General features: G+C 68.3%; 20 protein-coding genes. 8 read left to right on the top strand and 12 right to left on the bottom strand.

Going from position 1 to position 26,990, the window contains the following annotated elements:
• The first annotated feature begins 76 nt into the window (after positions 1 to 76).
• Both BDO18943_RS32360 and BDO18943_RS32355 read left to right on the top strand, forming a co-directional pair.
• Positions 77 to 541 (top strand): GNAT family N-acetyltransferase, encoded by a 465-nt coding sequence (locus BDO18943_RS32360; RefSeq protein WP_235996247.1) that lies wholly within the window; start codon positions 77 to 79, stop codon positions 539 to 541.
• Between the two features lie 1,093 nt (positions 542 to 1,634).
• A complete protein-coding gene (locus BDO18943_RS32355) occupies positions 1,635 to 5,207 on the top strand; it encodes an indolepyruvate ferredoxin oxidoreductase family protein (protein WP_175025489.1) in 3,573 nt (1,190 codons plus the stop codon).
• Positions 5,208 to 5,296: 89 nt separating this feature from the next.
• On the opposite strand, the gene BDO18943_RS32350 is transcribed toward BDO18943_RS32355, so the two are convergent.
• Positions 5,297 to 6,964: a Na+/H+ antiporter gene (locus BDO18943_RS32350; RefSeq protein ID WP_175025488.1), complete on the bottom strand. Its 1,668-nt coding sequence runs from the start codon at positions 6,962 to 6,964 to the stop codon at positions 5,297 to 5,299.
• A 296-nt stretch (positions 6,965 to 7,260) separates the two neighbouring features.
• Here BDO18943_RS32350 and BDO18943_RS32345 point away from each other — a divergent pair, with 296 nt between their 5' ends.
• The 5 genes from BDO18943_RS32345 (at position 7,261) to BDO18943_RS32325 (ending at position 11,471) form a co-directional block, all read left to right on the top strand.
• Positions 7,261 to 8,547: a sensor domain-containing phosphodiesterase gene (locus tag BDO18943_RS32345; RefSeq protein ID WP_043187059.1), complete on the top strand. Its 1,287-nt coding sequence runs from the start codon at positions 7,261 to 7,263 to the stop codon at positions 8,545 to 8,547.
• Positions 8,548 to 8,703: 156 nt separating this feature from the next.
• A complete protein-coding gene (locus BDO18943_RS32340; RefSeq protein ID WP_175025487.1) occupies positions 8,704 to 9,087 on the top strand; it encodes a hypothetical protein in 384 nt (127 codons plus the stop codon).
• A complete protein-coding gene (locus BDO18943_RS32335) occupies positions 9,084 to 9,488 on the top strand; it encodes a hypothetical protein (RefSeq protein ID WP_175025486.1) in 405 nt (134 codons plus the stop codon). Before BDO18943_RS32340 ends, BDO18943_RS32335 begins: the two co-directional genes overlap by 4 nt.
• Positions 9,489 to 9,582: 94 nt before the next feature.
• Positions 9,583 to 10,308: a copper homeostasis protein CutC gene (locus tag BDO18943_RS32330; RefSeq protein ID WP_175025485.1), complete on the top strand. Its 726-nt coding sequence runs from the start codon at positions 9,583 to 9,585 to the stop codon at positions 10,306 to 10,308.
• A gap of 74 nt (positions 10,309 to 10,382) precedes the next feature.
• On the top strand, positions 10,383 to 11,471 hold the full coding sequence (locus BDO18943_RS32325) for a suppressor of fused domain protein (RefSeq protein WP_175025484.1): 1,089 nt from the start codon (positions 10,383 to 10,385) through the stop codon (positions 11,469 to 11,471).
• Between the two features lie 51 nt (positions 11,472 to 11,522).
• Here the strand turns inward: BDO18943_RS32325 and bioB are convergent, their stop codons facing one another.
• The 9 genes from bioB to aceK all read right to left on the bottom strand — a co-directional run bounded on the left by bioB (position 11,523) and on the right by aceK (position 21,743).
• The gene (gene bioB / locus BDO18943_RS32320; protein ID WP_175025483.1) at positions 11,523 to 12,542 is read right to left on the bottom strand and encodes a biotin synthase BioB; all 1,020 of its coding nucleotides are present in this window, start codon (positions 12,540 to 12,542) and stop codon (positions 11,523 to 11,525) included.
• Between the two features lie 55 nt (positions 12,543 to 12,597).
• Positions 12,598 to 13,317: a dethiobiotin synthase gene (gene bioD, locus BDO18943_RS32315; protein WP_175025482.1), complete on the bottom strand. Its 720-nt coding sequence runs from the start codon at positions 13,315 to 13,317 to the stop codon at positions 12,598 to 12,600.
• Positions 13,314 to 14,600 carry an 8-amino-7-oxononanoate synthase gene (gene bioF, locus BDO18943_RS32310; RefSeq protein WP_175025481.1) on the bottom strand — a complete coding sequence of 429 codons (1,287 nt, stop codon included), beginning with the start codon at positions 14,598 to 14,600 and terminating at the stop codon, positions 13,314 to 13,316. The genes bioD and bioF overlap by 4 nt, the downstream gene beginning before the upstream one ends.
• On the bottom strand, positions 14,597 to 15,943 hold the full coding sequence (gene bioA / locus BDO18943_RS32305; protein ID WP_175025480.1) for an adenosylmethionine--8-amino-7-oxononanoate transaminase: 1,347 nt from the start codon (positions 15,941 to 15,943) through the stop codon (positions 14,597 to 14,599). Before bioA ends, bioF begins: the two co-directional genes overlap by 4 nt.
• A 516-nt stretch (positions 15,944 to 16,459) precedes the next feature.
• Entirely contained in the window at positions 16,460 to 17,734 is a 1,275-nt protein-coding gene (locus tag BDO18943_RS32300) for a dienelactone hydrolase family protein (protein WP_175025479.1), read from the bottom strand.
• Between the two features lie 106 nt (positions 17,735 to 17,840).
• Positions 17,841 to 18,278 (bottom strand): YchJ family protein, encoded by a 438-nt coding sequence (locus BDO18943_RS32295; RefSeq protein ID WP_175025478.1) that lies wholly within the window; start codon positions 18,276 to 18,278, stop codon positions 17,841 to 17,843.
• Positions 18,279 to 18,315: 37 nt separating this feature from the next.
• Positions 18,316 to 18,993 carry an SDR family oxidoreductase gene (locus BDO18943_RS32290; protein ID WP_175025477.1) on the bottom strand — a complete coding sequence of 226 codons (678 nt, stop codon included), beginning with the start codon at positions 18,991 to 18,993 and terminating at the stop codon, positions 18,316 to 18,318.
• A 109-nt stretch (positions 18,994 to 19,102) separates the two neighbouring features.
• The gene (gene can, locus BDO18943_RS32285) at positions 19,103 to 19,870 is read right to left on the bottom strand and encodes a carbonate dehydratase (protein ID WP_043187092.1); all 768 of its coding nucleotides are present in this window, start codon (positions 19,868 to 19,870) and stop codon (positions 19,103 to 19,105) included.
• A 55-nt stretch (positions 19,871 to 19,925) separates the two neighbouring features.
• A complete protein-coding gene (aceK, locus tag BDO18943_RS32280; protein ID WP_175025476.1) occupies positions 19,926 to 21,743 on the bottom strand; it encodes a bifunctional isocitrate dehydrogenase kinase/phosphatase in 1,818 nt (605 codons plus the stop codon).
• Between the two features lie 304 nt (positions 21,744 to 22,047).
• Between aceK and BDO18943_RS32275 the strand changes: the two genes are divergently transcribed.
• A complete protein-coding gene (locus BDO18943_RS32275; protein WP_175025475.1) occupies positions 22,048 to 23,127 on the top strand; it encodes an MBL fold metallo-hydrolase in 1,080 nt (359 codons plus the stop codon).
• Between the two features lie 16 nt (positions 23,128 to 23,143).
• Here BDO18943_RS32275 and BDO18943_RS32270 read toward each other — a convergent pair whose 3' ends face one another.
• Positions 23,144 to 24,790: an ABC-F family ATP-binding cassette domain-containing protein gene (locus BDO18943_RS32270; protein ID WP_175025474.1), complete on the bottom strand. Its 1,647-nt coding sequence runs from the start codon at positions 24,788 to 24,790 to the stop codon at positions 23,144 to 23,146.
• 199 nt (positions 24,791 to 24,989) lie between these two features.
• Complete coding sequence (locus BDO18943_RS32265; protein WP_175025473.1) at positions 24,990 to 26,585, bottom strand: ABC transporter substrate-binding protein; 1,596 nt, start codon at positions 26,583 to 26,585, stop codon at positions 24,990 to 24,992.
• Positions 26,586 to 26,990 lie beyond the last annotated feature (405 nt).

Raw genomic sequence — 26,990 nt, 5'->3', positions numbered from 1 at the left:
CGGCCGTTGGCGGTGCGGATACCCGGAGCGATAACGCTCGGCAACGACGAACATTTTTCCCTCGGGAGCGCCGGACTTGATCACGTCGTCGAACCTCGCGATCCGGGACGCGCAGCCGTCCGATCACGCAGCCATTGCCGCACTGTTGAGCCAGCTCGGCTACGACGCTACGCCGTCGCTGATCCTCGCGAAGATCGAAGCGTTGCTTCCGAGTCCGACGGACGCGATCGTCGTGGCGGTCGTGCAACGCGAGGTCGTCGGCAGCATCAGTCTCCACGCGCTGCCGCTTTTCCACGCGGCAGGCTACCTCGGACGCATCACCAGCCTGGTCGTCGATGAGCGCCATCGCGGGTCCGGCGTGGGCAGTGCGCTGATGGCCGCTGCAGAGCGGTGGTTCGACGCGGCCGGATGCGTGAAGCTGGAAGTGACGAGTGGCGACCACCGGCCGGATGCCCACCGCTTCTACGCGCGGCACGGCTTTTTGAGCGACGGACAGCGACTCGCCAGAACGTTTTCCACATCACGCGGCTTCAAGCCCTGATCGCATGTGACTCGAAACGCCGCCCAGCAACGGTGAGCGTGAGCGCCTTCGTAAATGGGCAACGGGTGCAGGCGGTGTGGATATCTCCCCTCCGAAGAGACTTGAAACGCTGTGTATTTCGACGGTGAGTGCGAGCGCGTGATCGAATACGGTGCTCGTTCCCGTGTGGATATCCCGCCCCCGAAACGACTCGAAGGGCTGTGCATTTCGAGGGTGAGTGTCGGTGATCGATCGGCCGAAACGCGCATTCCAGCGTGAATATCAGGGTGCCGGTTCAACCTCCGAGCCCATTCGACGCCGGTGCATGTCGAGGAGAAGCGCGAGTCCGTACGCCGGAAACCGCGCCGGTCATGTGGTGAATATCCGGCCTCGGCGACCACGCGAGTGCCCGTGTATTTCCACCGTGATGGTCGGCTCGGCGTCGAAACGCGCGCCGGTTGCGATGTGGATATCCAGGCCTCGCAACCACTCGCGCGCCTGTGTCATTCAACGGTGAGTGTCAGCCCGAAACTGCAACGCGTGCCGGCTTCGATGTGGATATCCCGCCCATGCGACCACTCGAACCCCTGTGCATCCCGGCGATGAGTACCCGCACCGGGCTGAAGCAGAATCCACTCGAAAGTGGGCACGAAGCCCCGCGCATCCGAACGGGGAGCAGGACGTTCCGACCAGCGACGTGCCAGCCCGATTCCGTTGTGGACATCCGCTCCCCACGCCACTCGAAACGCTGTGCAATCGAACGGTGAGGATGCCGCCTCGATCCGCTCAAATCCCCGTCAGAAAAGGCTCAGACGCCCTTCGCCGCCCCGCGGGCGACGCCCCGGCATCCCGCCACACCCTCCACCAACGCGCGGCTTCCCCCACGCAGCCACGCAACCTCCGCACACCCCCACTCATTCCGCGCAGCGCGAGAACTCTCTCAAAACCACCCCAAAACCTGCGTAGTTTTTCTCGCCCCGGCCCCGTCCGAGCAAGATGAGAAAAAACATTCTCGGCGCCGCGCGAAAAAATAGAGCCATTCGCTGCCGGCCCCCAAGCGTCGCCTGACGCCTTGCCGAGCAGCCCAGAACAGCACAATCCGGAGACATCCCCCATGACTGCCCGCTTGCCCGTCGACGGCACGCCTGCCCTGTCCGACTACCGCCTGACCGACAACCTGACCGCGACGCGCGGCCGGATCTTCCTGACCGGCACGCAGGCGCTGGTTCGCCTGCTGCTGATGCAGCGCACGGTCGACGCCGAACAGGGGCTCAACACCGCCGGCTTCGTGAGCGGCTATCGCGGTTCGCCGCTCGGCATGGTCGACCAGCAGCTGTGGAAGGCGAAGAAACTGCTCGACGCCGGCGGCGTGCGCTTCCTGCCCGCGATCAACGAGGAACTCGGCGGCACGGCCGTGCTCGGCACGCAGCGCGTCGAGGCCGATCCCGAGCGCACGGTCGAGGGCGTGTATGCGATGTGGTACGGCAAGGGCCCGGGCGTCGATCGCGCGGGCGACGCGCTGAAGCACGGCAACGCGTACGGTTCGTCGCCGCATGGCGGCGTGCTCGTCGTCGCGGGCGACGACCACGGCTGCGTGTCGTCGTCGATGCCGCACCAGAGCGACTTCGCGATGATCGCGTGGCACATGCCGGTCGTGAACCCGGCGAACATCGCCGACATGCTCGAATTCGGCCTGTACGGCTGGGCGCTGTCGCGCTACTCGGGCACGTGGGTCGGCTTCAAGGCGATCTCGGAAACGGTCGAATCGGGTTCGACCGTCGACCTCGACGCGCTGCAGACGCAGTGGCCGGCACCGGAAGGCTTCACGCCGCCGGCGGGCGGCCTGCACAACCGCTGGCCCGACCTGCCGAGCCTCACGATCGAGGCGCGCCTCGCCGCGAAGCTCGACGCGGTGCGCCATTTCGCGCGCACCAACAGCATCGACAAGTGGATCGCGCCGAGCGCGCAGGCGAACGTCGGCATCGTGACCTGCGGCAAGGCGCACCTCGACCTGATGGAAGCGCTGCGCCGCCTCGACCTGACGGTGGCCGACCTCGACGCGGCCGGCGTGCGGATCTACAAGGTCGGCCTGTCGTATCCGCTTGAAATGACGCGGCTCGAAACCTTCGTCGACGGGCTTTCAGAAGTGCTCGTGATCGAGGAGAAGGGCCCCGTCATCGAGCAGCAGATCAAGGACTACCTGTACAACCGCACGGAAGGCGCACGCCCGCGCGTGCTCGGCAAGCACGACGCCGCCGGCGGCTGCCTGCTGTCCGAGCTCGGCGAGCTGCGCCCGTCGCGGATCCTGCCGGTGTTCGCCGACTGGCTCGCGCGCCACAAGCCGGCGCTCGACCGCCGCGAGCGCGTCGTCGATCTCGTCGCGCCGCAGATCCTGTCGAACGAGGCGGACGCGGTGAAGCGCACGCCGTACTTCTGCTCGGGCTGCCCGCACAACACGTCGACGAAGGTCCCGGAAGGCTCGATCGCGCAGGCCGGCATCGGCTGCCATTTCATGGCGTCATGGATGGAACGCGACACGACCGGGCTGATCCAGATGGGCGGCGAAGGCGTCGACTGGGCCGCGCATGCGATGTTCACCAACACGAAGCACGTGTTCCAGAACCTCGGCGACGGCACCTACTTCCACTCGGGCATCCTCGCGATCCGCCAGGCGGTCGCCGCGAAAGCGAACATCACGTACAAGATCCTCTACAACGACGCGGTCGCGATGACGGGCGGCCAGCCGGTCGACGGCAGCATCTCGGTGCCGCAGATCGCGCGGCAGGTCGAGGCGGAAGGCGTGTCGCGCTTCGTCGTCGTGTCCGACGAACCGGAGAAGTACGACGGCCATCACGGCCAGTTCCCGCCGGGCACGACGTTCCATCACCGCAGCGAGCTCGACACCGTGCAGCGCGAGCTGCGCGAGACGCCGGGCGTCACCGTGCTGATCTACGACCAGACCTGCGCGGCCGAGAAGCGCCGCCGCCGCAAGAAGGGCGAATTCCCCGACCCGGACAAGCGCCTGTTCATCAACGACGCGGTGTGCGAAGGCTGCGGCGATTGCGGCGTGCAGTCGAACTGCCTGTCGGTCGAGCCGCTGGAAACGCCGCTCGGCCGCAAGCGCCGCATCGACCAGTCGTCGTGCAACAAGGACTATTCGTGCGTGAACGGCTTCTGCCCGAGCTTCGTGACGGTCGAAGGCGCGGCGCTGAAGAAGGCCGCGGGTGCCGCATTCGACGAAGCGGCGCTCGCCGTGCGCGTCGATGCGCTGCCGGTGCCGGCCACGCATCTCGACGCGGCGCCGTTCGACATGCTCGTGACGGGTGTCGGCGGCACGGGTGTCGTGACGGTCGGCGCGCTGATCAGCATGGCCGCGCACCTCGAAGGCAAGAGCGCGTCGGTGCTCGACTTCATGGGCTTCGCGCAGAAGGGCGGCTCGGTGCTGTCGTTCGTGCGGATCGCATCGAGCGACCGGTGGCTGAACCAGGTGCGCATCGACACGCAGCAGGCCGACGTGCTGCTTGCGTGCGACATGGTCGTCGGCGCGAGCGCGGAGGCGCTGCAGACGGTGCGTCACGAGCGTTCGCGGATCGTCGTCAACACGCACCGGATCCCGAACGCGTCGTTCGTGCAGAATCCCGACGCGAACCTGCATGCGGATGCGCTGCTCGAGAAGATGCATCACGCGGCCGGCGACGGCTACCTGTCGAGCTGCGACGCGCAGGCGCTCGCCGCGAAGTTCCTCGGCGATTCGATCGGCGCGAACATCCTGATGCTCGGTTACGCGTGGCAGCTCGGCCTCGTGCCGGTGTCGCTCGCCGCGATGATGCGCGCGATCGAGCTGAACAACGTCGCCGTGCCGATGAACAAGCTCGCGTTCTCGATCGGCCGGATGGCGGCTGGCGACGCAGCGGGCCTCGATGCGTTGTGGAACGCGCGTCACGCGGTGGCCACTCACGCAGCGCCGGAGACGCTCGCCGAGCTGATCGCCGATCGCGAAGCGCGTCTCGATGCCTACGGCGGCGCGCGCTATGTCGAACGCTACCGTGCGCTCGTCAGCGCGGCACGCGCGAAGGGCGACGATGCGCTGACACACGCGGTCGCGACGACGTTCTACCGGCTGCTCGCGGTGAAGGATGAATACGAGGTCGCGCGGCTGTACACGGACGACGCGTTCCGCACCGCGCTCGAAGCGCAGTTCGAAGGCGTACCGGGGCAGACGTATCGCGTGAAGTTCAACCTGGCGCCGCCCACGGTCGCGAAGGCCGGGCGCGACGGCAGCGCGCCGAAGAAGCGCGTGTTCGGCCAGTGGATGTGGCCGGTGTTCGGCATGCTGGCGCGCGTGCGCAGCCTGCGCGGCACGTGGCTAGATCCGTTCGGCCGCACCGTCGAGCGCAGGATGGAGCGTGCGCTGGCCGACGACTACGAGACGACGCTCGCGCGTGCGCTCGCCGCCACGACGGCCGGCAATGCGGCGCAGGTCACGCAACTGGCCGACCTGCACGCACGCGTGCGCGGCTTCGGTCACGTGAAGGTGCGCAACCTGGCCGGCGTGAAGCGCGCGGAGCGCGAGCTCGCGCTGCAGCTCGGCATCGAAGCGGCGACGAGCGCGGCCGTGCAGCATGCGCTCGACGAGATGAAGGGCGCGGGGATGCTGAAGGGGATTCCGGTCGTCGTCGCGAAGTAACGCGAACGAGGGCGGATGTGAAAACGGCGACGCTGGTGCGTCGCCGTTTTTTATGGGGCTGCTGCTGCGCCGAAGCGGCAGCTTGCCCTTTAGAGAAGGCCTTTCTTGCGCGTCGACAGCGCAGTCTCCGACAGGTCGATCTCGCGGAGCAGCTTCGTCAGCGTCTCGTCGGAAATCTTGCTTTCGCTGCGCAGCCGGTACAGCGCGGAGCGTTCCGCGCGCACGGCCGCGATCCGCATCTGCAGTTCCATCGTTTCGGCCTGCTTCGCTTCCGCGCGCGGCGTGGGGCCGTCCTCGGCGAGCGTCGCGAGGCGGCGGCGGTACTGGTCCATCACGCGTGCGGAGATGTCGGCACAGCGTGCGGCGCCCGATTCGTCGAGATCGACCGAGATCGCGTCGTGCGACGAGTCGATCGCGCGGATCGCGGCCTGCGCGGCGGCCGCGCGCGCGGCGCGTTCCTCGTCGCCGAGCGGGCTGCGCGCCGAGCGCACGCCGCGCAGCAGCAGCGGCAGGCCGATCACCGCGACGACGAGCGAGCCGAGGATCACGGCCGACGCGACGAAGATCGCCGTGTCGCGGCCCGGCAGCGGCACGCCGTCGGACAGCGCGACCGGAATCGACAGCACGCCCGCGAGCGTGACCGCGCCGCGCACGCCGCCGACCGTCATCACCGCGATCGTGCGCACGCCGGCCATCGTGCCCGCGAGGCCCTGGCGCGCCGCGCGGCGGCTCGCGAACCAGCGCAGCAGCCAGACCCACAGGAAGCGGATCGCATACAGCGCGAGCATCATCGCGCAGACGTTGAAGATCATCCGGCCGACGAGCGCGTCGCTCGTGTGGTGCGCGTCGACGAGCGTGCGGCCGATGATGTGCGGCAGCTGCAGCCCGAGCATGATGAACACCATGCCGTTGAACACGAACTCGATCATCGCCCACGTGCTTTCGGCGCGCACGCGCGACGCGACGGTGCTTTTGCGCGAGAAACTCGTGTAATTCATCATCATCCCGGCCGACACGGCCGCCAGCACGCCCGACAGGTCGAGGTGCTCGGCGAACAGGTAGGCCGCGAACGGCACGAGCAGCGTCATCACGATACCGGGGGCCGGATCGCCTTCCTGCTCGGCGTTCAGGAAGCGCGTCGACAGCGCGCTGAACGCCCACGACACGATCGCGCCCGTCGCGAGCCCGCCCGCGGCGACGATCACGAACGTGATCGACGCGTCGCGCAGCGAGAACATGCCGGTCAGCGCGGCCGCGATCGCGAATTTCAGCGCGACGAGGCCCGACGCGTCGTTCATCAGCGCCTCGCCTTCGAGGATGTGCATCAGCTGCGGCGGGATCCGGCCACGGCCGGCGATGCCGGACAGCGCGACCGCATCGGTCGGCGACAGCACGGCCGCGAGCGCGAACGCGATCGGCAGCGGCAACTCGGGTATCAGCCAGTGCGCGAAGTAGCCCACTGCGAGTACCGTCATGAACACGAGCCCGAATGCGAGCATCAGGATCGCGCGGCGCTGCAAGTACAGCTCGCGCTTCGGAATCCGCCAGCCGTCCGCGAACAGCAGCGGCGGAATGAACAGCAGCATGAAGATTTCGGGATCGAACGTGACGTGCAGGTTCAGCTTCGGCCATGCGAGCATCGCGCCGAACGCGATCTGCATCAGCGGCAACGGCAGTTGGAACGGCAGGATGCGCGTGATGGCGCCGGACAGCGCGACGGTCAGCAGCAGGATCAGGACGGTGAAGACGATTTCCATCGATACGGCGAATACGGGGAATGAAACGATCGTACGGAGTGTAGCGTGATGACGTGACGGATGCGTTCGAGCGGCCGGTGCGTATGCACGAAAATGGTGCGCGCGACGTGCGCCGCGGTGGTGCGGCAGCCCCGTGCATCACCGCGGCACGCGGGTTGCCCGTGCCTTGCACGGAGCTTGCTTGAGGTGGGGCAGCCGTCCGGCGCTGACCGGGCAACCGAGGGTCCAACCATGACATTGCACGCGCCGTTCGCTTCGTCGGGCGCCGCGTTCGAAGGCAACACCAGGAGGAAGGCATGACGATCGTGCAACAGGAGCGTCCGGCCGCCGCATCGCCGTACCGGTTCGAGCGGGAGGTGAGTTCCGGCCTCGAACGTCTGGCGACGCAGCACCGCGACCTGACGCTCACGACCGTATTCCAGCCGATTTTCAGCCTGTCGCACCAGCGTGCGGTGGGCTACGAGGCGCTGCTGCGCGCGCACGATGCGCTCGACCGCGCCGTGTCGCCGCTCGACGTGTTCGGCGAGGCTGCGCGCCAGGGCGAACTGCTGCAGCTCGACCGGCTCGCGCAGGCGCTGCATCTCGAGAACTTCGCGCTGCTCGGCGCCGAGCGCGAGTGGCTGTTCCTCAATGTCCATCCGGGCGTGCTCACCGATCCGTTCCAGGCGGCCGCGCTGCTTGCGAACCTGAAGCGGCTCGGCATGCCGCCGCGCCGCATCGTGCTCGAAGTGCTCGAACAGCGCGCGGAAGACGTCGAGCGGCTTGCCGAGGCCGTGCGCGAATTCCGCACGCACGGCTTCCTGATCGCGCTCGACGATTTCGGCGCGGGCCATTCGAACCTCGAGCGGATCTGGCAACTGAACCCGGACATCGTGAAGCTCGACCGGATCATGCTGTCGCACGCGGCGCACCGTACCGGGCTCACCGCGATCCTGCACGGGCTCGTGACGCTGCTGCACGAAGCCGGCAAGCTGGTGCTGGTGGAGGGCATCGAGACCGAGCACGAGGCGCAGATCGCGCTGTCGTGCGAGGCCGATTTCGTGCAGGGCTACTACTTCGGCCGGCCGGCGCCGGGGCTGCCCGACAGCGCGGCCGCGACGGGCTGCATCGGTGAGCTGACCGAGCGTTTTCGGCAGCAGACCGACGCGCGCGAGCGGCGCGATGCGCAGCGGCTCGCGCCGTACCTGCGCGCGTTCGAACGCGCGGCCGAGCGCCTGGCGGCCGGCGAGCCGCTCGACGAGGTGTGCTGGAACTTCCTCGCGCTGGATGCCGCCGCGCGCTGCTTCCTGCTCGACGCGCACGGCCGCCAGTCGGGCCGCAACGTCGTGCTGCGCGCCGACCGCGCGCTCGCCGAGGCGCGCTTCTCGCCGCTCGCGGACGCGCAGGGCGCGAACTGGCTGCGCCGGCCGTATTTCCGCTCGGCGATCGCCGAGCCGGGGCGCGTGCAGGTCACGCGGCCGTACCTGTCGATCAACGAGGCGCAGCCGTGCGTGACGCTGTCGGTGGCCGTGCGCGTCGGCGATACGCAGCGCGTGCTGTGCGGCGATATCGACTGGGGCGACGACGCAGCGGACGCGGGTTAGCCGCGCACGCACCGCAGGCGGCGGGCGGGGCGGGCGGCGCGGGGCGGTCGTTGCGTTCGCCGCGTGCTTCCCCGACAATGGCCCGACCGCGGCCATCGTGACCGCGAGCGCGCCGTCCCGGGGGCCACCATGGCGGCGAATAACAAGGAAAACACAATGAAAAGACCGATTTCGCTGACCATTCTCGCGTGGATCATCATCGTGACCAACGCGATCACGTGCGTCTATACGCCCTTCACCATCGGCATGCCGACCACCCAGGCGCTGCTGTCGCACTACCTGCTGCCGGTCTGGGCGACGCTCGGCATCAGCGTGATCCTCGAAGTCGTGAACATCGTGGTCGGCATCGCGATCCTCAAGGGGCGCGAATGGTCGCGCAAGACCTACATCGCGACGTCCGTGTTCAGCTTCGTGTTCTCGTTCGTCAACATGCCGGCGTCGATGTACGCGGTGCTGATTCCGGGCGTCCTGCTGTTTGCGCTGTTCGTCTACCTGATGTTCCGGCGCCCCGCGACCGCGTATTTCCAGGCGAACGCATGAGCGTCGTGCGCAACGCGCTGGCGATCGTGCTGTTCACGATCGCGGGCATGTGCGTGATCACGGCGCAGACGATGGCGTTCCTGAAGCTCGGCCATACGGGGGCGATGCTCGTGTTCGTCACCGTGCTGTGCGTGTTGTCGGCCGTGCTCCTGGCCGTGGGCGCGTTTGCCGGCGCGTTCCGGCCACGCGCGCGCGGCGCGGGCATTGCGCTGCTCATCGCGACCGCGACCACCGCGTTCGGGATGATCGGCTGGGTGACGCTCCTGATGGCGCCGGGGATCGTCGACGTGATGCAGCAGCAGGGCGTGGACGTGAACGCGCGGATGTTCTGGTTCGCGCCCGGCGCCGTGGTGACCGGCCTGTCCGCGCTCGTCGGCGTGTGGCTCGCGCGGCGCGGCTGACGGCGCGACTCATGGCGCGGCGGCCGGCATGCTGGCGCCCGTCACGCGGCTCGGCTAGGATGCGCGAATTGTCCTGACGATTTGCGGGCCGCCCATGAACCGAAACGCCGCCTCTTCCGTCCTCCTCGAAGTGATCGCCACGACCGTCGGCGACGCGAAGGCCGCCGCCCGCGCGGGCGCTGACCGCCTCGAACTCGTGACCGCGATCACCGAAGGCGGGCTGACGCCGAGCGTCGGTCTGATCGAAGCCGTCGTGGCCGCCGTGCCGATTCCCGTCAACGTGATCGTGCGACCGCACAGCCGGTCGTTCGTGTACGACGCCGACGACCTGCGCGTGATCGAACGCGACGTACGTGGGGCCGTCGCTGCCGGTGCGAACGGCGTCGTGTTCGGCGCGCTCGACGCGCGCGGCGACGTCGATCTCGACGCGCTGGCCCGCATCGCGGCCGCGGCGGACGGCCGTGCGCTGACCTTCCACCGCGCGTTCGACGTGTCGCGCGACCTCGATGCCGCATTCGGCGCGCTGCTGCGCGTGCCGGCCGTCACATCGGTGCTGACGTCCGGCGGCCATCCGTCGGTGCTCGACGCGTCCGCGACGATCACGCGGCTGGTGCGGCAGGCCGCCGGCTCGACCTGTACGGTGCTGGCCGGCTCGGGGCTCACGGTCGACGCGGTCGGCGATTTCGTCCGCGCCACCGGCGTGCGCGCGGTGCACTTCGGTTCGGGCGTGCGGCCGCGCGGCGAGGTGCTGGCACCGGTCGATCAACAACTCGTCGAGCGCGTGCGCGCGGCGGTCGACGGCGCGGCGGCGCACGTGTAACGCACACGTCGTACGGTGGCCACAGCCGACGTGCGCGCCGGTATGGCACACCAGGACGCCATTCGGGGGAGCACATGACGGACGCAACGCACGACACGCAGGACGGCGCAGCCGACGGCAGCGCGCCGGGCTGGGACGCGATCGACGGCGCGCTCGCGCGCGTCTATCCGGGGCAGGAGCCGAAGCACTACGGCACGCTGCTCAAGTGGCGGCTTGGCGGCCGCGATCCGCTCGACGGGATCAGCGTGTGGAAGCGCGCGGAACCCGTGCCGCACTGGCATTTCGTCACGTACGGGCTCTCCGAGCTGTATGTGAAGGAGTCGGACGATCCGGCCGTCAGCGGCTTCGGCTTCGAGCTGACGATGCGCGTCGCCTGCGGCGCCACCGACGAAGAGCCGCCGAACTGGGTGTTCAGCTTCCTGCAGAATCTTGCGCGCTACGTGTTCCAGAGCGGCAACGCGTTCGACGACGGCCACTGGATGACGGCCAACGGCCCGATCGCGCTCGATACCGATACGCAGCTTTGCTCGATGGGTTTTGCGTTCGATCCGGAGCTGCCGGCGATCGATACGCCGCACGGCCACCTGGCGTTCCTGCAGATCGTCGGGCTGACACTCGACGAGGAGCGTGCCGCGAAGCGCTGGCGCACGCGCGCGCTGCTCGACACGCTGCTGCCGCATATGCCGCTGTGGGTGACCGATCTCGGCCGCGCGTCGTTGCTCGAGCGCGCGGACGTGCGCGCGCAGGTCGACGAGGGCACCCGGCGCGATGGCTCGTCGAGCGGCTCGCTGTTCACCGACGTGCTTGGATGGGAGACGCGCAAGCGGCTGTTGCGCGCGCCGCTCGTCGAGATCACGGTGGGTGCGCGGCAGGTCGACGAACTCGTCGCGCTGCTGCCGCTGCGACTGCCGTTCGACCGGCCGTTGCGGCTGGTCGGCCGCGACACCGCGGTGCGTTTCGAGCGCGGCGACGCGAACACCATCGCCGACGAAGACGGCAGGCTGACGCTGCGGCTCACCGATGCGACGGTGCAGGCGCTGGCGCGCACGTTGCAGCCGCGTGCCGGCGAGTATGCGGTCGACGGGCTCGACGGTGTGCGCTGGCGGGTCGAGAAGACCGTGATCCGCGACGCGCAGGGCAACGCGGTGCAGACGATCGGATGAAAAAAAGCCGGGGCATGCCCCGGCTTTTTCGTAGTTACGCGGTGCTGCCGCTTACGCGTTCGCCGACATCGCGTCCGCGTCGCTCGAGCGGATCCCGAGGCGCTCGAACAGCGCGCGGTCCTTCTGCGACTGCGGGTTGCTCGTCGTCAGCAGCTGGTCGCCGTAGAACATCGAGTTCGCGCCGGCCAGGAAACACATCGCCTGCAGCCCGTCGTCGAGTTGCTCGCGGCCAGCCGACAGGCGCACGACGGCCTTCGGCATCGTGATGCGGGCAACCGCGATCGTGCGCACGAATTCGAACGGGTCGAGCGCCGCGGTGCCTTCGAGCGGCGTGCCTTCGATCGCGACGAGGTTGTTGATCGGCACCGAATCCGGATACGGGTTCAGGTTCGCGAGCTGCGAGATCAGGCCCGCGCGTTCGCGGCGCGATTCGCCCATCCCGATGATGCCGCCGCAGCACACGTTGATGCCTGCGTCACGCACGCGGTCGAGCGTGTCGAGGCGATCCTGGTAGGTGCGCGTCGAGATCACCTGGCCGTAGAACTCCGGCGACGTGTCGAGGTTGTGGTTGTAGTAGTCGAGGCCCGCGTTCGCGAGTTCCTGCGCCTGTTCGTCTTCCAGCATGCCGAGCGTCATGCAGGTCTCGAGACCAAGTTCCTTCACGCCGCGCACCATCTCGGTCAGCGCCGGCATGTGGCGCTCCTTCGGGTTGCGCCACGCGGCGCCCATGCAGAAGCGGCTTGCGCCGTTCGCCTTCGCGGCGCGCGCGGCGTCGAGCACCGCGTCGACGTCCATCAGCTTTTCGGCCTTCAGGCCCGTGTCGTGGTGCGACGATTGCGAGCAGTAGCCGCAATCTTCCTCGCAGCCGCCCGTCTTGATCGACAGCAGCGTCGACAGCTGCACCGCGTTCGCGTCGAAGTGTTCGCGGTGCACCTGCTGCGCGCGGAAGATCAGGTCGTTGAACGGCAGCTCGAACAGCGCGACGACGTCGGCGACGCGCCAGCGCTGCGAGGCCGGAGCGGCCACGGGAATCGCGTCGGGTTGCACGGTGGCGGTCTGGGCTTGGGTCATATCGTTTTCCTGTCCTGGACGGGGATGAGGGATCGGGGGATCGGGTTCTGTTGGGTCAATGCTGCGCGGCGCGCAGCGTATCGACGAGCGCGGCGATGTCGAGCATCGCCGCGGCGGATTCGGGGGCGGCCGGGCTCATGTGCGGAATGCGGCCGAGCAGCGGTGCGCCGTGTTCGCGGGCGAGCCAGTCGTGCATCGTCGCGACGTTCTCGTCGGGGAACGACATGGCTGGATCGACGTGGTTCGCGACCCAGCCGGCGAGCTTGAGGCCACGCGCGGCGATCGCGTCGGCGGTGAGCAGCGCATGGCTGATGCAGCCGAGCCGCACGCCGACCACGAGCACGACCGGCACGCCGAGCGCGACCGCGAGATCGGCCATGTCCTGCGTGTCGTTCATCGGCACGCGAAAGCCGCCGGCGCCTTCGACGACGACGATCTCCGCGCGCGTCAGCGCTTCGCGATGGCACGCGACGATCGTGTCGATGTCGAGCGTCACGCCTTCCTGCGCGGCGACGATATGCGGCGCGGCCGGTGCTTTCAGCAGGAACGGCGTGCGCAGCTCGGGCGGCAGCACGACGTTCGCGGCCGCGTCGAGCTGGTCGGCGTCTTCGTTGCGCCACACGCCGTCGCGTTCATACGCGCCGGCCGCGACGGGCTTCAGCGCGGCGGCGCGCAGGCTGTGCCGCGCGAAGCCGTGCAGCAGCGCGGCCGACACGAAGGTCTTGCCGATTTCGGTGTCGGTGCCGGTGACGAACAGCGAGAGCGGGGCGGTCAAGCTGCAGTCTCCCGCCGGGCCGCCCCAAGGGAGGCTGCAGCCCCCTCGGGGGGCAGCGAACGAAGTGAGCGTGGGGGCTGTTCTGTTTCCTGCGCGGCCTGCGCGTCGCTGGCTTCGATCAGCGCGGCTTCGAGCCGCGCGAGATCGTCGAACGAATGTGCGGCCGACAGCGACACGCGCAGCCGCGACGTGCCGACGGGCACCGTCGGCGGCCGGATCGCGGGCACCCACAGGCCGTGCGCGTCGAGCGCCCGCATTGCCGCGAGCGTCGCGTCGTTGCTGCCGATCACGAGCGGCTGCACGGCCGTGTGCGAATCGACCGGCTGCCAGCGCGTCTTGTGCAGCAGCGCGCGCGTGCGCTCGATCAGCGCGGCGAGATGCGCGCGTCGCGCGTCGCCTTCGTCGCCCGCGATCACCTTCAGGCTGGCCGATACCGCGTGCGCGACGGCCGGCGGCGCGGCCGTCGTGAAGATGTAGCTGCGCGCGCGCTGGATCATCCATTCGATCACGGTCTCGTGCGCGATCACGAATGCGCCCGCGACGCCGGCCGCCTTGCCGAGCGTGCCGACGTACACGAGATGCGGCGAACGCAGGGCGGCGGCCGCGAGCGCGCCGCGGCCCTGCGGACCGAGCACGCCGAAGCCGTGCGCATCGTCGACGACGAGCCACGCGCCGTGGCGTTCGGCCAGCGCGACGAGTTCGGCGAGCGGGGCGAGGTCGCCATCCATGCTGAACACGGTGTCGCTGACGATCAGCTTCGTTTCGGCGTCCGATGCGTCGAGCAACGCGGCGAGCGCGGCGGTGTCCGCATGCGGATAGACCTGGACGTTCGCGCGCGACAGCCGCATGCCGTCGATCAGCGACGCATGGTTCAGCGCGTCGGAGAAGATCGTCGCGCTCTTGCCGGTCAGTGCCGTCATCGCGGCGAGGTTCGCCATGTAGCCGGTGCTGAAGTACAGCGCGCGCGGTGCGTCGGAGAAGCCGCCCGAGAAGGCCGCGAGTTCGTCCTCGAGCGTCGCGTGCGCACGCGAATGGCCGCCCAGCAGGTGCGAGCCGCCGCTGCCGGAGCCGTAGCGCTGCGCGCCTTCGGCGAACGCGGCGACGAGCGCCGGATGCGCGGCGAGGCCGAGATAGTCGTTGCTCGCGAAGCCGACGATCTCGCGGCCGTCGACGGTCATGCGGGCATCGCACGCGGTATCGGCGGTGCGGCGCACGCGGCGCAGCCCTTGCGCGTCGAGATCGGCGAGGCCGCGTTGCAGGGTGTCGAGCAGGCGGTTCGTCATCGTGCGATCTCCGCGAGCGTCGCATCGAGCGTGTCGCGCGTGCTTTGTGCGAGCCATGCGATGTCGTCGTCGCTCATCACGTACGGCGGCATCAGGTACACGGTCGTGCCGATCGGGCGCAGCAGCAGCTCGCGTTCCAGCGCGCGTTCGAAGAAGCGACGCGAGAAGCTGCGTGCCGCGTCGCCGTCGAGTGCGACGTCGAACGCGAACAGCGTGCCGCGCTCGCGCAGGTGGCGTACTTGCGGGTGTGCATCGAGCGGCGCGAGCGCCGTGCGCAGCGTCGCCGATTTGCGGGCGTTGCTCGCGAGCACGTCGTCGCGCGCGAACAGGTCGAGCGTCGCGACCGCCGCGCGGCATGCGAGCGGGTTGCCGGTGTACGAATGCGAGTGCAGGAAGCCGCGCGTCGTGTCGTCGTCGTAGAACGCGGCGAACACGTCGTCGCGCGTGAGCACGAGCGACAGCGGCAGGTAGCCGCCGCTGATGCCTTTCGACAGACACAGGAAATCGGGCCAGACACCGGCCTGCTCGCACGCGAAGAAGGTGCCGGTGCGGCCGCAGCCGACTGCAATTTCGTCGGCGATCAGGTGCACGCCGAATTCGTCGCACAGCGCGCGCAGCCCGCGCACGTACGACGGATCGTGCATCGCCATGCCGGCCGCGCACTGCACGAGCGGCTCGACGATCAGCGCGGCGATCCGGTCGCCGCGTTCGACGAACAGGCGCCGCACGTCCGCGAGCGCGCGGCTCGCGACGTCGGCAGCCGTTTCGCCCGGCAGCGCGCCGCGCGCGTCGGGGGATGCGACGACATGCGCATGGCGAATCAGCGGGTCGTACGCGTCCTTGAACAGCGCGACGTCGGTCACGCCGAGCGCGCCGATCGTCTCGCCGTGATAGCTGTTCGCGACACAGACGAATTCCTGCTTGTTCGCGCGGCCGCGGTTGCGCCACGCGTGGAAGCTCATCTTCAGCGCGATCTCGACCGCCGACGCACCGTCCGACGCGAAGAACGCATGGCCGAGCGTGCGCGCGGTGAGCGCGTGCAGTCGCTCCGCGAGCTTGATCGCGGGTTCGTGCGTGCAGCCGGCGAGCATCGCGTGCTCGAGCGTGTCGAGCTGGTCTTTCAGAGCCGCGTTGATGTCCGGGTTCGCATGGCCGAACAGGTTGACCCACCACGAGCTGATCGCATCGAAGTAGCGGCGGCCGTCACGGTCGTACAGCCACAGGCCCGCGCCGCGCGCGACGGGGATGAGCGGCAGGCGCTCGTGGTGCTTCATCTGGGTGCAGGGATGCCAGACCGCGCGCAGGCTGCGCGCGACCCAGTCGTCGGTGGCTGGCGTACTCAAGGCGGCTCCGGGGGATAAAACGGCCGCGCGGCATCGACGGGATGCCGCGCGGCGGGACACGAAACGCGCTGAGATTAGCGTGTTCCGCGGCCCGTTGCACTACCGGTTACAAACGCCGCAGAGCCTTGTCGGACGGGAGTTCGGCGCAGATCGGAGCGGCTCTGGACGGTACGGTTCAGATGTCCCGAAATGACCGCAGATGACGACGTTCGAGTGAGCCCCCCCAACTGAAAAAAATCGTGCGTCGGGCGGTGCGGCAGGGGGAGAAATCGGGGAGCGATAGGGGAAAGGGCGGTGCGGGACGATGTGGCCCCCATGCGATCGGAAAGAAAGATTGCATGCAGGTGACGAAGGGCACCCGGAGCGAGGCGCAGCTAGAAGGCGTGTTCACGCCGGCATGCGGTGCGTGCCGCGTGCGCGACGTCGGCCGCGAACGCTACGAGCAGCGCGTCTGCGAAGAAGTGAAAAAAAGGGGGGGAGGAGAAAACGAAAAACGGCGGCGCAGGCCGCCGCTCGTCAACGCGAAGCCAGCGCCGGCGTACCGGTGTCGCTTGCGTTGCTGTCGTCGTTGTCGGCCGTCTGTGTCGCGTTGTTCCACACGACCCGGTCGTTGACCGCATACAGCCGGCACGAACCCGCGCCCTGCTTCGAGCAGTTGTCGAGCGCGAGCGCCATCGGATCGTCGCCGCCTTCGGCCCACGACCATGCGCCTTCCGACGACACCGCGAACGCGCGGCTCGGATGCTGGTTCAGGAAGCGGCGATAGCCTTCACGGCCGGCTTCGTCGACAAACGGCACCGCGTTGACCGAGTCGATCGACGCATAGCCGCTCGCCTTCGGCTCGTGCGGGTTTGCGACCGCGTAGCGCACCGAGGTCGGCAGGTTCAACTGCGCGAGGAACGCGTTGACGGCCGGCCACCACACGGGCACGCCGTCGCGGTCGACGATCAGCCGGTGCGCGTCGTCCTTGTAGCGGCCGAAATCGATGAACCGGGCCTGCGTGCCGTGCGACACGTACGCGTCGTGCATCTGCGCGACGAGCCCGGGCGTCCACACCGAGTCGTTGTCGCCGTACAGCCACAGCGACCGCACGGCCGTGTGCGCGCCGTACTGGTCGAACGCGTCGACGAGGTTTTTCTGCCAGCCGTCGCAGAGATCCTGGCGCAGCCCGCCGGAGAAGTTGATGATGCCGCGCACGCCCGGTGCGGCTTCGGTGCCGTACGCGACCGATACGAGGCCGCCGTGCGACGTGCCGGCGACGACGATGCGCGACGCATCGACATACGACTGGCGCGACATGTAGCGCACCGTCGCGTCGACGTCAGCCGCCTGCGCGAGGCCGTTCTTGCCGACGTTGCAGCCTTCCTGCTGGTACGTGCCGCCCGAACCTGCGAAGCCCTGGCGGTTCGGCGCGATCACGGCATAGCCGCGGCGCACGAATTCGCGCGCGAACGCGAGCGGCCGGCTGCGCGGCTGCTGATGAAGATCGCCGGTGTTCTTGCCGTGGTTGAAGACGACGAGCGGGAACGGGCCGGGGCCGTTCGGCTTGAAGAGCGTTGCCTCGAGCGTGACGTTGCCCGATGCGTCGGCCGGAATGCGGAGGATCTGTTCGTTCAGGTCGGCGGCGACCTGCGGCAGGTTCGAATTGCCGTAGTCGAAGCGTTCGGCGTGGGCGAGCGACCCGCTGACGCCGGCACCCGACCCCGTATTGGCGCTCGGCAGCGTACCGGCCTGAGCGGCCGACAGCGCACAGGCCGCCATCCATCCCACCAATACCTTGCTGAACGCCATTCGTAAGCCCTGCCATGCAACTTGACCAATTCGAGGTCATCGTAGCCGGACAAAATGGGGTTGTGCAATGCGGGAATTACCCGGCGTCTGACACAGCAACTATTTGTCAACGTTCACTTACTTCGCCGTCGACGTAGCGCCAGAAACCATGCTCGTCGCGCTCGAAACGGCTCGTCTCGTGGAGCCGGTAAGCGCGTCCGCCGACCTTGTAGCGGGCCACGAATTCGACCTCCGCGTGCCGTTCGTCGAGCGGCGCATGGCGTTTGACCGCGAGGCCGAGCCAGCGCGGCGCGTCGGGCGCTTCGGGGTCGGTGTCGAGATCGTGCGGACAGGTGCGCGCGGCCCAGGTCGCGCGCAGGTAGTCGGTCGCGCCGAGCACATACGCGCTGTACCGCGAACGCATCAACTCGAGCGCGGTCGGCGCGGCTTCGCCGCCGTCGATGAAGCGGCCGCAGCAGGCCGCATAGCGGGGCGCCGGCGCTTTGCCGGCGGGAGCGGGGGACGCGCCGCCGCACGGGCACGCGTCAGGTCGGTTCAGAATCATGCGAAACGGGAATTAACGACGCAAGGTTGTCGGCTGCCTACCAGCTCAGCTCGATACCGTCGTACTGGAAGAAACGGCCGTTTGCCTGCGACACGTCCGCGCCGGATTCGGCGATCACGCGGCGCATGCCGGTCACGCTGACTTCCGGATCGATCGCGGCCTGCGCGCCGCCCATGTCGGTGCGCACCCAGCCGGGATGGAGCGAGATACATGCGGCGTGGCGCGTCTGCAGCGACGCGATGCGCAGCGCGTCGTTCAGCGCGGCCTTGCTCGCGCGGTACAGCCAGCCGGTCGTGCCGGTCGCCTCGGCGATGCTGCCCATCCGGCTCGACACGACGGCCAGCACGCCGCGTGCGTCCTCGACGAGCGGCAGCACGATCGGCAGCAACTGCATCGGCCCGCGCACGTTCGTATGCATCACCGCGTCGAAATCCTCGGCGGTGATCGTCTCGACGCCCTCGGTGCGCGGCCCGTAGACACCCGACACCAGCACGGCCGCATCGAGCCGCTCGCCGTCGAGCTTCCAGCCGAGCGCCGCGATCTGCTCGGGCTGCGTGATGTCGAGCGCATGCGCGTGCGCGCCGAGCGCGCGCAGCGCGTCGAGCGATGCGTCGTCGCGCGCGGTGGCGATCACGTTCCAGCCGTCGCGCCGATATTGCCGGACGAATTCGCGGCCAAGGCCGCGCGATGCGCCGACGATCAATGCGGTTTTCATGCCCGTCGCTCCTGTGCTTGGCGCCGCCGGGGCGGCCGCGCCGGTATCCGATCCGTTCGATGGACCGCGCGGCTGCGCCGGCGCGGTCGCCGCCGCGGAGGCCGCGGCGTTACTTCGCGTCCCCGCACGGCTTCAGCGTGTCGGCGACGGCTTGCGCGACGTCGTCGAGCTGCGCGGCGTCCGCGGCGACCATGTCGTTGTAGGGCGCATGTTCGCCGCGTGCGGTGAGCGCGGCCACGCAGCGCTTGTAGGTCTCGTGGAGCGCATCGAAGTTCGATACGGCCATCCCGAGGTTGCGCATCCGGCCGTCATGCACGCCGTACACGAGCCCGTGCACGGTGAGCGCCTGGCCGCGCGCCCAGGCGTCGTTGACGATCGTCGTGCGGCACACGTTGACGACCTGCTCGATCGCGTTCAGCTCGATCAGGCGGCGGTAGCGCGCTTCGCCCACCGGCCATTCGTCGAGCAGGGCGGCGTGGCGTTCGCGCACGTCCTGCACGTGATGCAGCCAGTTGTCGGCGAGGCCGACGCGCCGGTTGTGCAGCGCCGCGTTCACGCCCGAGCAGCCGTAGTGGCCGACGACCATGATGTGCTTCACGCGCAGGATGTCGACCGCGAACTGGATCACCGACAGGCAGTTCAGGTCGCTGTGCACGACGACGTTCGCGATATTGCGGTGGACGAACACTTCGCCCGGCGGCAGGCCGATGATCTGGTTCGCGGGCACGCGCGAATCCGAGCAGCCGATCCACAGATATTCCGGCGCCTGCTGGTCGGCGAGACGCGTGAAGAACTCCGGATCGTCCGCGAGCTTGCGTTTGACCCAGGCGTCGTTGTTGTCGAACAGGTGTGAAAGCGGATTGTCTTGGGTGTTCATCGGTGTGGATTCCGTTGGCGGAAATCGGGTCGCGATCGGTTCGGTGTAGTCGACGTCAGGCGGCGCGCTGCGCGTCGTCTGCGCCGTCGTTCTGGTCCGCTGCGCCGAAGCGCGCGGGGTAGCGCATGCAAAAGCGCAGCGCGGTGTCGTACGGATAAAAGTCGGGCAATTCGCCCTGGATCAGCTTGTCCTTGCTGGCCTGCCACAGCGCGGGATCGAAAAAGTCCGCGTGATGCTTCATGAAGACGTCGCGCACGCGCGGGTCGCCGAGCAGGAACGGCCCGTAGGTCTCCGGAAAGATGTCGTGCGGGCCGACGGTATACCACGGTTCGCCGGACAGTTCGTCTTCCTCGTTGCGCGGCGCCGGCACGCGGCGCACGTTGCAGTCGGTCAGGTATTCGATCTCGTCGTAGTCGTAGAACACGACGCGGCCGTGGCGCGTGACGCCGAAGTTCTTGTACAGCATGTCGCCGGGGAAGATGTTCGCCTTCATCAGCTCCTTCACCGCGTTGCCGTACTCCTTCACGCCGTGCTCGATGTCGGTATCGGTGCCGTTCTGCAGGTACAGGTTGAGCGGCGTCATCCGGCGCTCGATGTACAGGTGCTCGATCACGAGATTGCCGTCCTCGTATTCGAGCAGCGACGGCACTTCCTTTTCCAGCTCGCGCACGAGCGCGTGGTCGAGCCGCGCGAGCGGCAGCGCGACGCTCGAATACTCGAGCGTGTCGGCCATCCGCCCGAGGCGGTCGTGGCGCTTCACGAGCTGGTACTTCTCCATGATCTGCGCGCGCGTCGTTTCCTTCGGCGGCGGGAAGTGATCCTTGATGATCTTGAACACGTACGGGAACGACGGCAGCGTGAACACGAGCATCACGAGGCCCTTGATCCCGGGCGCGATGATGAAGCGGTCGCTCGAATGCGACAGATGGTGCAGCAGGTCGCGGTAGAACAGGTTCTTGCCCTGCTTCTGCAGGCCGACCGACGTGTAGATCTCGGCCTTCGGCTTGCCGGGCATGATCGTGCACAGGAAGTCGACGTACGCGGACGGCACGCCCATGTCGACCAGGAAATACGAGTGCGAGAAGCCGAAGATGATCATCAGCTGGTCGCGGCGCAGCAGCACGGTGTCGAGCGAGAGTACGCCCGGGCGCACGTGGCGGATCGGCACCGCGAACGGCAGCACGCGGTCGGCGTTGATGATGCGGCCGACGATGTACGCGCTCTTGTTGCGGAAGAACAGCGACGACAGCACGTGGATCTGGAAATTCGGCGCTTCGTCGAAGTGGCCGAATTCGTCGTGGATCGCCTGCATCACGCATGCGATGTCGCGCGGGAGATCGTCGAACGGCGGCTCGAGCTGGAAGTTCGTGACGATGCGCTCGAGCGTGGCCGCGAGCCCGTCGGTGCCCGGATAGTACGCGCGGTAGGTCGGCTTCGCGGCCGGCTCGTCGTTCTCGAGATACTCGGTCGAGATCGCCGGGCGCACGAAGATGAAATCGTTGCTGAAGTACGAGCGGTGCAGGATCTTGCAGCACACCGAATTGAAGAAGGTCTCCGCGCACTCGGGCTGGCGGTGCGACGTGAGCAGGCCGATGTAGTGCAGCTTGATCTGCTGCCACACTTCGTCGTCGATGTTCTCCGCGTCGTATTCGTCTTCCAGCACCTCGACGCATTCCTTCACGCGATCGTCGTACGACGTGATCCGCTCGCGTGCGAGCCGCTGCAGCCCGTGCCAGTCGCCGTGCTCGTACAGCGTCTTCGCTTCGTCGGCCGCCTCGCGGAAGATCCGGTAGTGACGGTCGAAGTTTTCGAGCATCGTCTGCGCGACGTCGAAACCGATCTGCGAAGACAGCAGTTTGGGGAAGTGATTCATCGCGTGCAGGCTCGTTCGGGAGGGGCTGTAAGCACTCGCCATTTTAGCGCCCAAGCGGGCGGTTCAAGGGCTTTGCGGCGATCCGCAGCCGGCGGGCAGGCGGCGGGTTGTCCGCCGTTGGATACCGTTCGGTGCATCTTCGCGTAAAGATACGGGTACGGAACCGATTCTGGCACGAACTTTTTTTGACGGGCCGGCCGCCGCCGGGCACGCGTTTCGCGCGACGGCGATAGAATCGACGCACCGCCCGCCGCGGCCTGCCGCCGGCGCGCATCCGCACCGATAACGACGAGACGCCCCACCGATGAACGCACTGGAACACCAACTCGACTATCCCTTCGCCGACACGCTGCCCGCCGCGGGCGACACGTTCGAGGTCGCGCCCGGCGTGCGCTGGCTGCGCATGCCGTTGCCGTTCTCGCTTGATCACATCAACCTCTGGTTGCTGCGCGACGAGATCGACGGGCAGGCCGGCTGGACGATCGTCGACTGCGGGATCGCGTCGGATGCGATCCGCACGCACTGGGAGCAGATCTTCGACACGCATCTCGACGGCCTGCCCGTGCTGCGCGTGCTCGTCACGCACTGCCACCCCGATCACTTCGGCCTCGCGAACTGGCTGTGCGAGGGCGGCGACAAGGGCCGCTGGAACGTGCGCCTGTGGATGACGCTCGGCGAGTACATGTTCGGCTGCCTGATGGCGGCCGGCAACGGTTCGAACGCGGGCGGCGCGGCGGCGGCCGATCATTTCGCCCGCCACGGGCTGACCGATCCGGCTGCGCTCGACAAGCTGCGCAACCGCCGCAACTACTACTCGGATCTCGTGCCGGCCGTGCCGCCGCGCTACCGGCGCCTGCGTGAAGGCGATGCGGTGACGATCGGCGCGCGCACGTGGCGCGTCGTGACCGGCTTCGGCCATTCACCTGAACATTGCGCGCTGCACAGCGAAGCGGACGGCGTGCTGATCTCCGGCGACATGGTGCTGCCGCGCATCTCGACGAACGTGTCCGTGTTCGACCTCGAGCCGGAAGCGAACCCGCTCGCGCTGTACCTGCAGTCGCTCGGCCGCTACGAGACGATGGCGCCCGATACGCTGGTGCTGCCGTCGCACGGCAAGCCGTTCCGCGGCGTGCGCACGCGCATCACGCAACTGCGCGAGCACCACGACGCGCGCCTGGCCGAAGTGCGCGTCGCGTGCGCGGAAAAGCCGATGAGCGCGGCGGACATCGTGCCGATCATGTTCCGCCGCCGCGAACTCGACATCCACCAGATGACGTTCGCGCTCGGCGAGGCGCTCGCGCACCTGAACCTGCTGTGGCTCGCGGGCGAGCTCGTGCGCGAGCAGGGCGACGACGGCGTGCTGCGGTTCCGCACCGCCGGCTGATACCGCGTCGTTCTCCTCATGCGACGGGTTCGTAGCGCCACCCGTCGCGATGCCATTGCATCGTGTGCGTCGGGTCGAGCGCCGCGAGAAACGCGGTGTCGTGCGACGCGACCACGATCGCACCGGGGAAGCCGGCCAGTGCGGCTTCGATCGCACGCACCGATTCGAGATCGAGATGGTTGGTCGGCTCGTCGAGCAGCAGCAGTTGCGCGGGCGTGCCGCGCCACAACGCGCACGCGAGCGCGGCCTTCAGCCGTTCGCCGCCGCTCAGTTGCCGCGCCGGCTGCGTGGCGCGTGCCGCGTCGAGCTGCAGCAGCGCGAGACGGCTGCGCAGGTCGCCTTCGGCGAGCGGCGTATCGAGCAGCCCGAGTTGCTCGACGATCGAGCGGTCGGGATCGAGCAGCGCGAGCCGCTGGTCGAGATACGCGGCGCTCACGTGTGTCGTGCATGCGCCTGAACGCGGCGCAAGCTCGCCCGCGAGCATTCGCAGCAACGTCGATTTGCCGCAGCCGTTCGGGCCGGTCAATGCGACGCGTACCGGGCCGCTGGCCGACCACGTGATCGCGTCGGCATCGTTGGCGATGCGCCACGGCAGTTGCGCACCTTCGAGCGTGAACAGCTGGCGGCGTGCGCTGACCTCGGTGCCCGGCAGCGACACGAGCACGGGCGCATCGGCTTCGACGCGCGCGGCCGCTTCCTGCACGCGTTCGTCGAGCGTCGCCTTGAATTCGTTCTGGTGGCGCCGCACCGTGCCCATGATGCTGCGCGCCGCGCCCTTGCGGCTCTGTTTTGCCATCGATGACAGGTTGGCCGTCTTCGCATCGCGCAGCGACGCAGCCGCGTGACGCTGGATCGTGTCGTGTTCCTGTTCGAGCCTGCGCCTGACGCGCCCACGTTCGGCACGCGCGTTGTCGAGCGCAGACTGCGCGGCATCCTGTTCCGCGTCGCGCTGCGCGCGGTAGAGCGCGTAGTTGCCGCCGAACGAGCGCACGCCTTGCGGCGTCAGCTCGACGATGCGCTGCACGTCGGCGAGCAGCGCACGATCATGGCTCACGATGACGAGGCCGCCGCGCCATCCGTCGAGCGCCGCGCGCAGCCACGCGCGGCCCGGCGTGTCGAGATGGTTGGTCGGTTCGTCGAGCACGAGCAGGCCCGCGCCGGACAGCAGCGCGCCGATCAGCGCGACGCGCGCAAGCTGCCCGCCGCTCAGTGCGTGCGCGGGCGTATCGGGTTGTACGTCGTGCAGGCCGGCTGCGTCGAGCGCGGTGCGCAGCCGCTCCGCGAGATCCCAGCGATCGCCGATCAGGTCGAAGTCGTGCGGTTCCGCGCGGCCGTCGGCGAGACGCGCGAGTGCGCCGAGCGGCGCGTCGAGCGCGGCGATCTGCGCGACGGTTCGCGGGCCGGCCGACGCAGCGTCGTCGTCATGCTGCTGCGCGACGTAGACGACTGGCGTGTGCCGGTCGATCGTTCCCGAACTCGGTGCGCAGCGCCCCGCGATCAGTTGCGCGAGCTGGCTCTTGCCGATGCCGTTGCGGCCGACGATGCCGGTCGGCGTGCGGTCGATCGAAAGGTCGAGCGAATCGAACAGCGTGACGCCGTCGTTGAAGCGGAAGGAAACGTGATGAAGCGCGACGAGCGCGCCGGTGGGCGTGGCAGCAGCCATAAGCACCTCCAAAAATGCGTGAAGACCTTCGCGCGCGGCGTGCGTGGCACGGCGGCGAAAACATTTTGGGAAGGCTTAGTTGTTCACTTTGGCTGGCGTCCGGTATGAGGAATGAGCGCGCAGTGTAGCAAGCGCGGCGCGCGGGCCGCAAGCGACGGCCCGACGCACCGTCGCTTGCGCGCCACGCGCGAGGGTCGCGTTACTGCACGGCGACGGTCGTGAAGTTCTGCCGCCCGAACGGGCTCACGTGATAGCCGCTCACGTTCGTGCGCGTGAGCGCAGCCGCGGTCGGATAGCCGAGCGGAATCCACAGCGCCTGGTCGTGGATGATCTTCTGCGCCGCTTCGTACAGCTTCGCGCGCTTGGCCTGGTCGGCGGTCGACTTGCCGTCGGCGATCAGCTTGTCGAGCTGCGCGTCGCAGAAGCGCGCGAAGTTGATGCCCGATTTCACCGCGTTGCAGCTGAACAGCGGCGACAGGTAGTTGTCCGGATCGCCGTTGTCGCCGGCCCAGCCCATGAACAGCATGTCATGCTGGCCGAGCTTCGCCTGCTTGATCAGCTCGCCCCATTCGATCACCTTGACCTCGGCCTTCACGCCGATCTTCGCGAGGTCGGCCTGCAGCAGCTCCGCGCCGACCTTCGGATTCGGGTTCAGCACGCTGCCGGTCGGGCGCGTCCAGATCGTCGTCGAGAAGCCGTTCGGGAAGCCGGCTTGTGCGAGCAGCTGCTTCGCTTTCGCGGGATCGTACGCATACGGCGCGACGTCCTTCGCGTAGCTCCACGTGTTCGGCGGATACGGGTTGTTCGCGGCCGTCGCGGTGTTGTCGAACACGACCTTCAGGTAGGTCGCGCGGTCGAACGCGAGGTTCAGCGCTTCGCGCACCTTGTCGTTGTCGAGCGGCTTCTTCTGCGTGTTCAGCGCGACGAACGCGGTCATGAACGCGGGCGTCTGCACGACCTTCAGCGCGCTTTCGCCCTTCGCCGCGAGCACGTCCTGCGGTTTCGGCGACAGCGCGATCTGGCATTCGCCGGCCTTCACTTTCTGCAGGCGCACCGACGGGTCGGGCGTGATCGCATAGATCAGCCGGTCGACCTTCGGCTTCGTGCCCCAGTAGGTCGGGTTCACGTCGTAGCGGATCAGCGCGTCCTTCGTGTAGCTCTTCAGCACGAACGGGCCCGTGCCGACCGGCTTCGCGTTCAGGTCGGCCTGCTTGCCGGCCTTCAGCAGCTGGTCCGCGTATTCGGCCGAGTAGATCGACGCGAAGCCCATCGTCAGGATCGGCACGAAGGTCGCGTTCGGCTCGTTCAGCACGAACTTCACGGTGCTGTCGTCGACCTTCGTGACCGACTTCACGAGCTTCACGAGGCCCATCGACTGCGCGTGCGGGAAACCGCTCGCGCCGGCCACCTTGTGCCACGGGTTCGCATCGTCGAGCATCCGGCTGAACGTGAACACGACGTCGTCCACGTTGAGCGCTCGGGTCGGCTTGAAGTATTCGGTGGTCTGGAACGCGACGTTCGGGCGCAGGTGGAACGTGTAGGTGAGGCCGTCGGCGCTCGCGTCCCATTTGTCGGCGAGCGCGGGCGCGACTTTCTTCGCGGCTTCGTCGTACGACACGAGCGTGTTGAAGATCACGTCGGCCGATGCGTTGGTCGTGACGAGCGAGTTGTACTGCACGACGTCGAAGCCGTCCGGGCTCGATTCCGTGCAGACGGTGAGCGGCTTGGCGGCGACGAGGCCGGGGACGGCGAGGGCGGCGGCGAGCGCGGCCGCGGCGAACAGCTTGACCTGCATAGGATCTCCCACGTGGCTTGTGTTTTTTGCTGGGTGACGGGATGCGGGCGCGGCCCGGAAGCGGACAGGGCCGGCGCGGCTGGCGAATAGCATACCGTCAAAGCGCGCGACGCGTGAAAAAAGGCGCCTGAACGCGGCGAATTGACCGAAAAACGGCTGCGTTCGCGACGGAACGGGTGTTGGGGCGACGGGCGGGGCGGAGGAGGCTGCGGACGGCGGAGAGCTGGCGCTGGGCAAGCAGGACGGCGGCGCGTCGAGGACGGCGCGGGAGCGGTGCGGGTGTGTCGCGAATCGAAGCGTCGAAGCGGCCAGGCGTCGGTGCGGAGAAGCGGAGAAGCGGAGAAGCGGAGAAGCGGAGAAGCGGAGAAGCGGAGAAGCGGAGAAGCGGAGAAGCGGAGAAGCGGA

The organism is Burkholderia aenigmatica (genome assembly GCF_902499175.1).
GTDB lineage: Bacteria > Pseudomonadota > Gammaproteobacteria > Burkholderiales > Burkholderiaceae > Burkholderia > Burkholderia aenigmatica.
The sequence above is the reverse complement of the archived record's forward strand: the minus strand, read 5'-3'. Positions and strand labels throughout refer to the sequence as shown.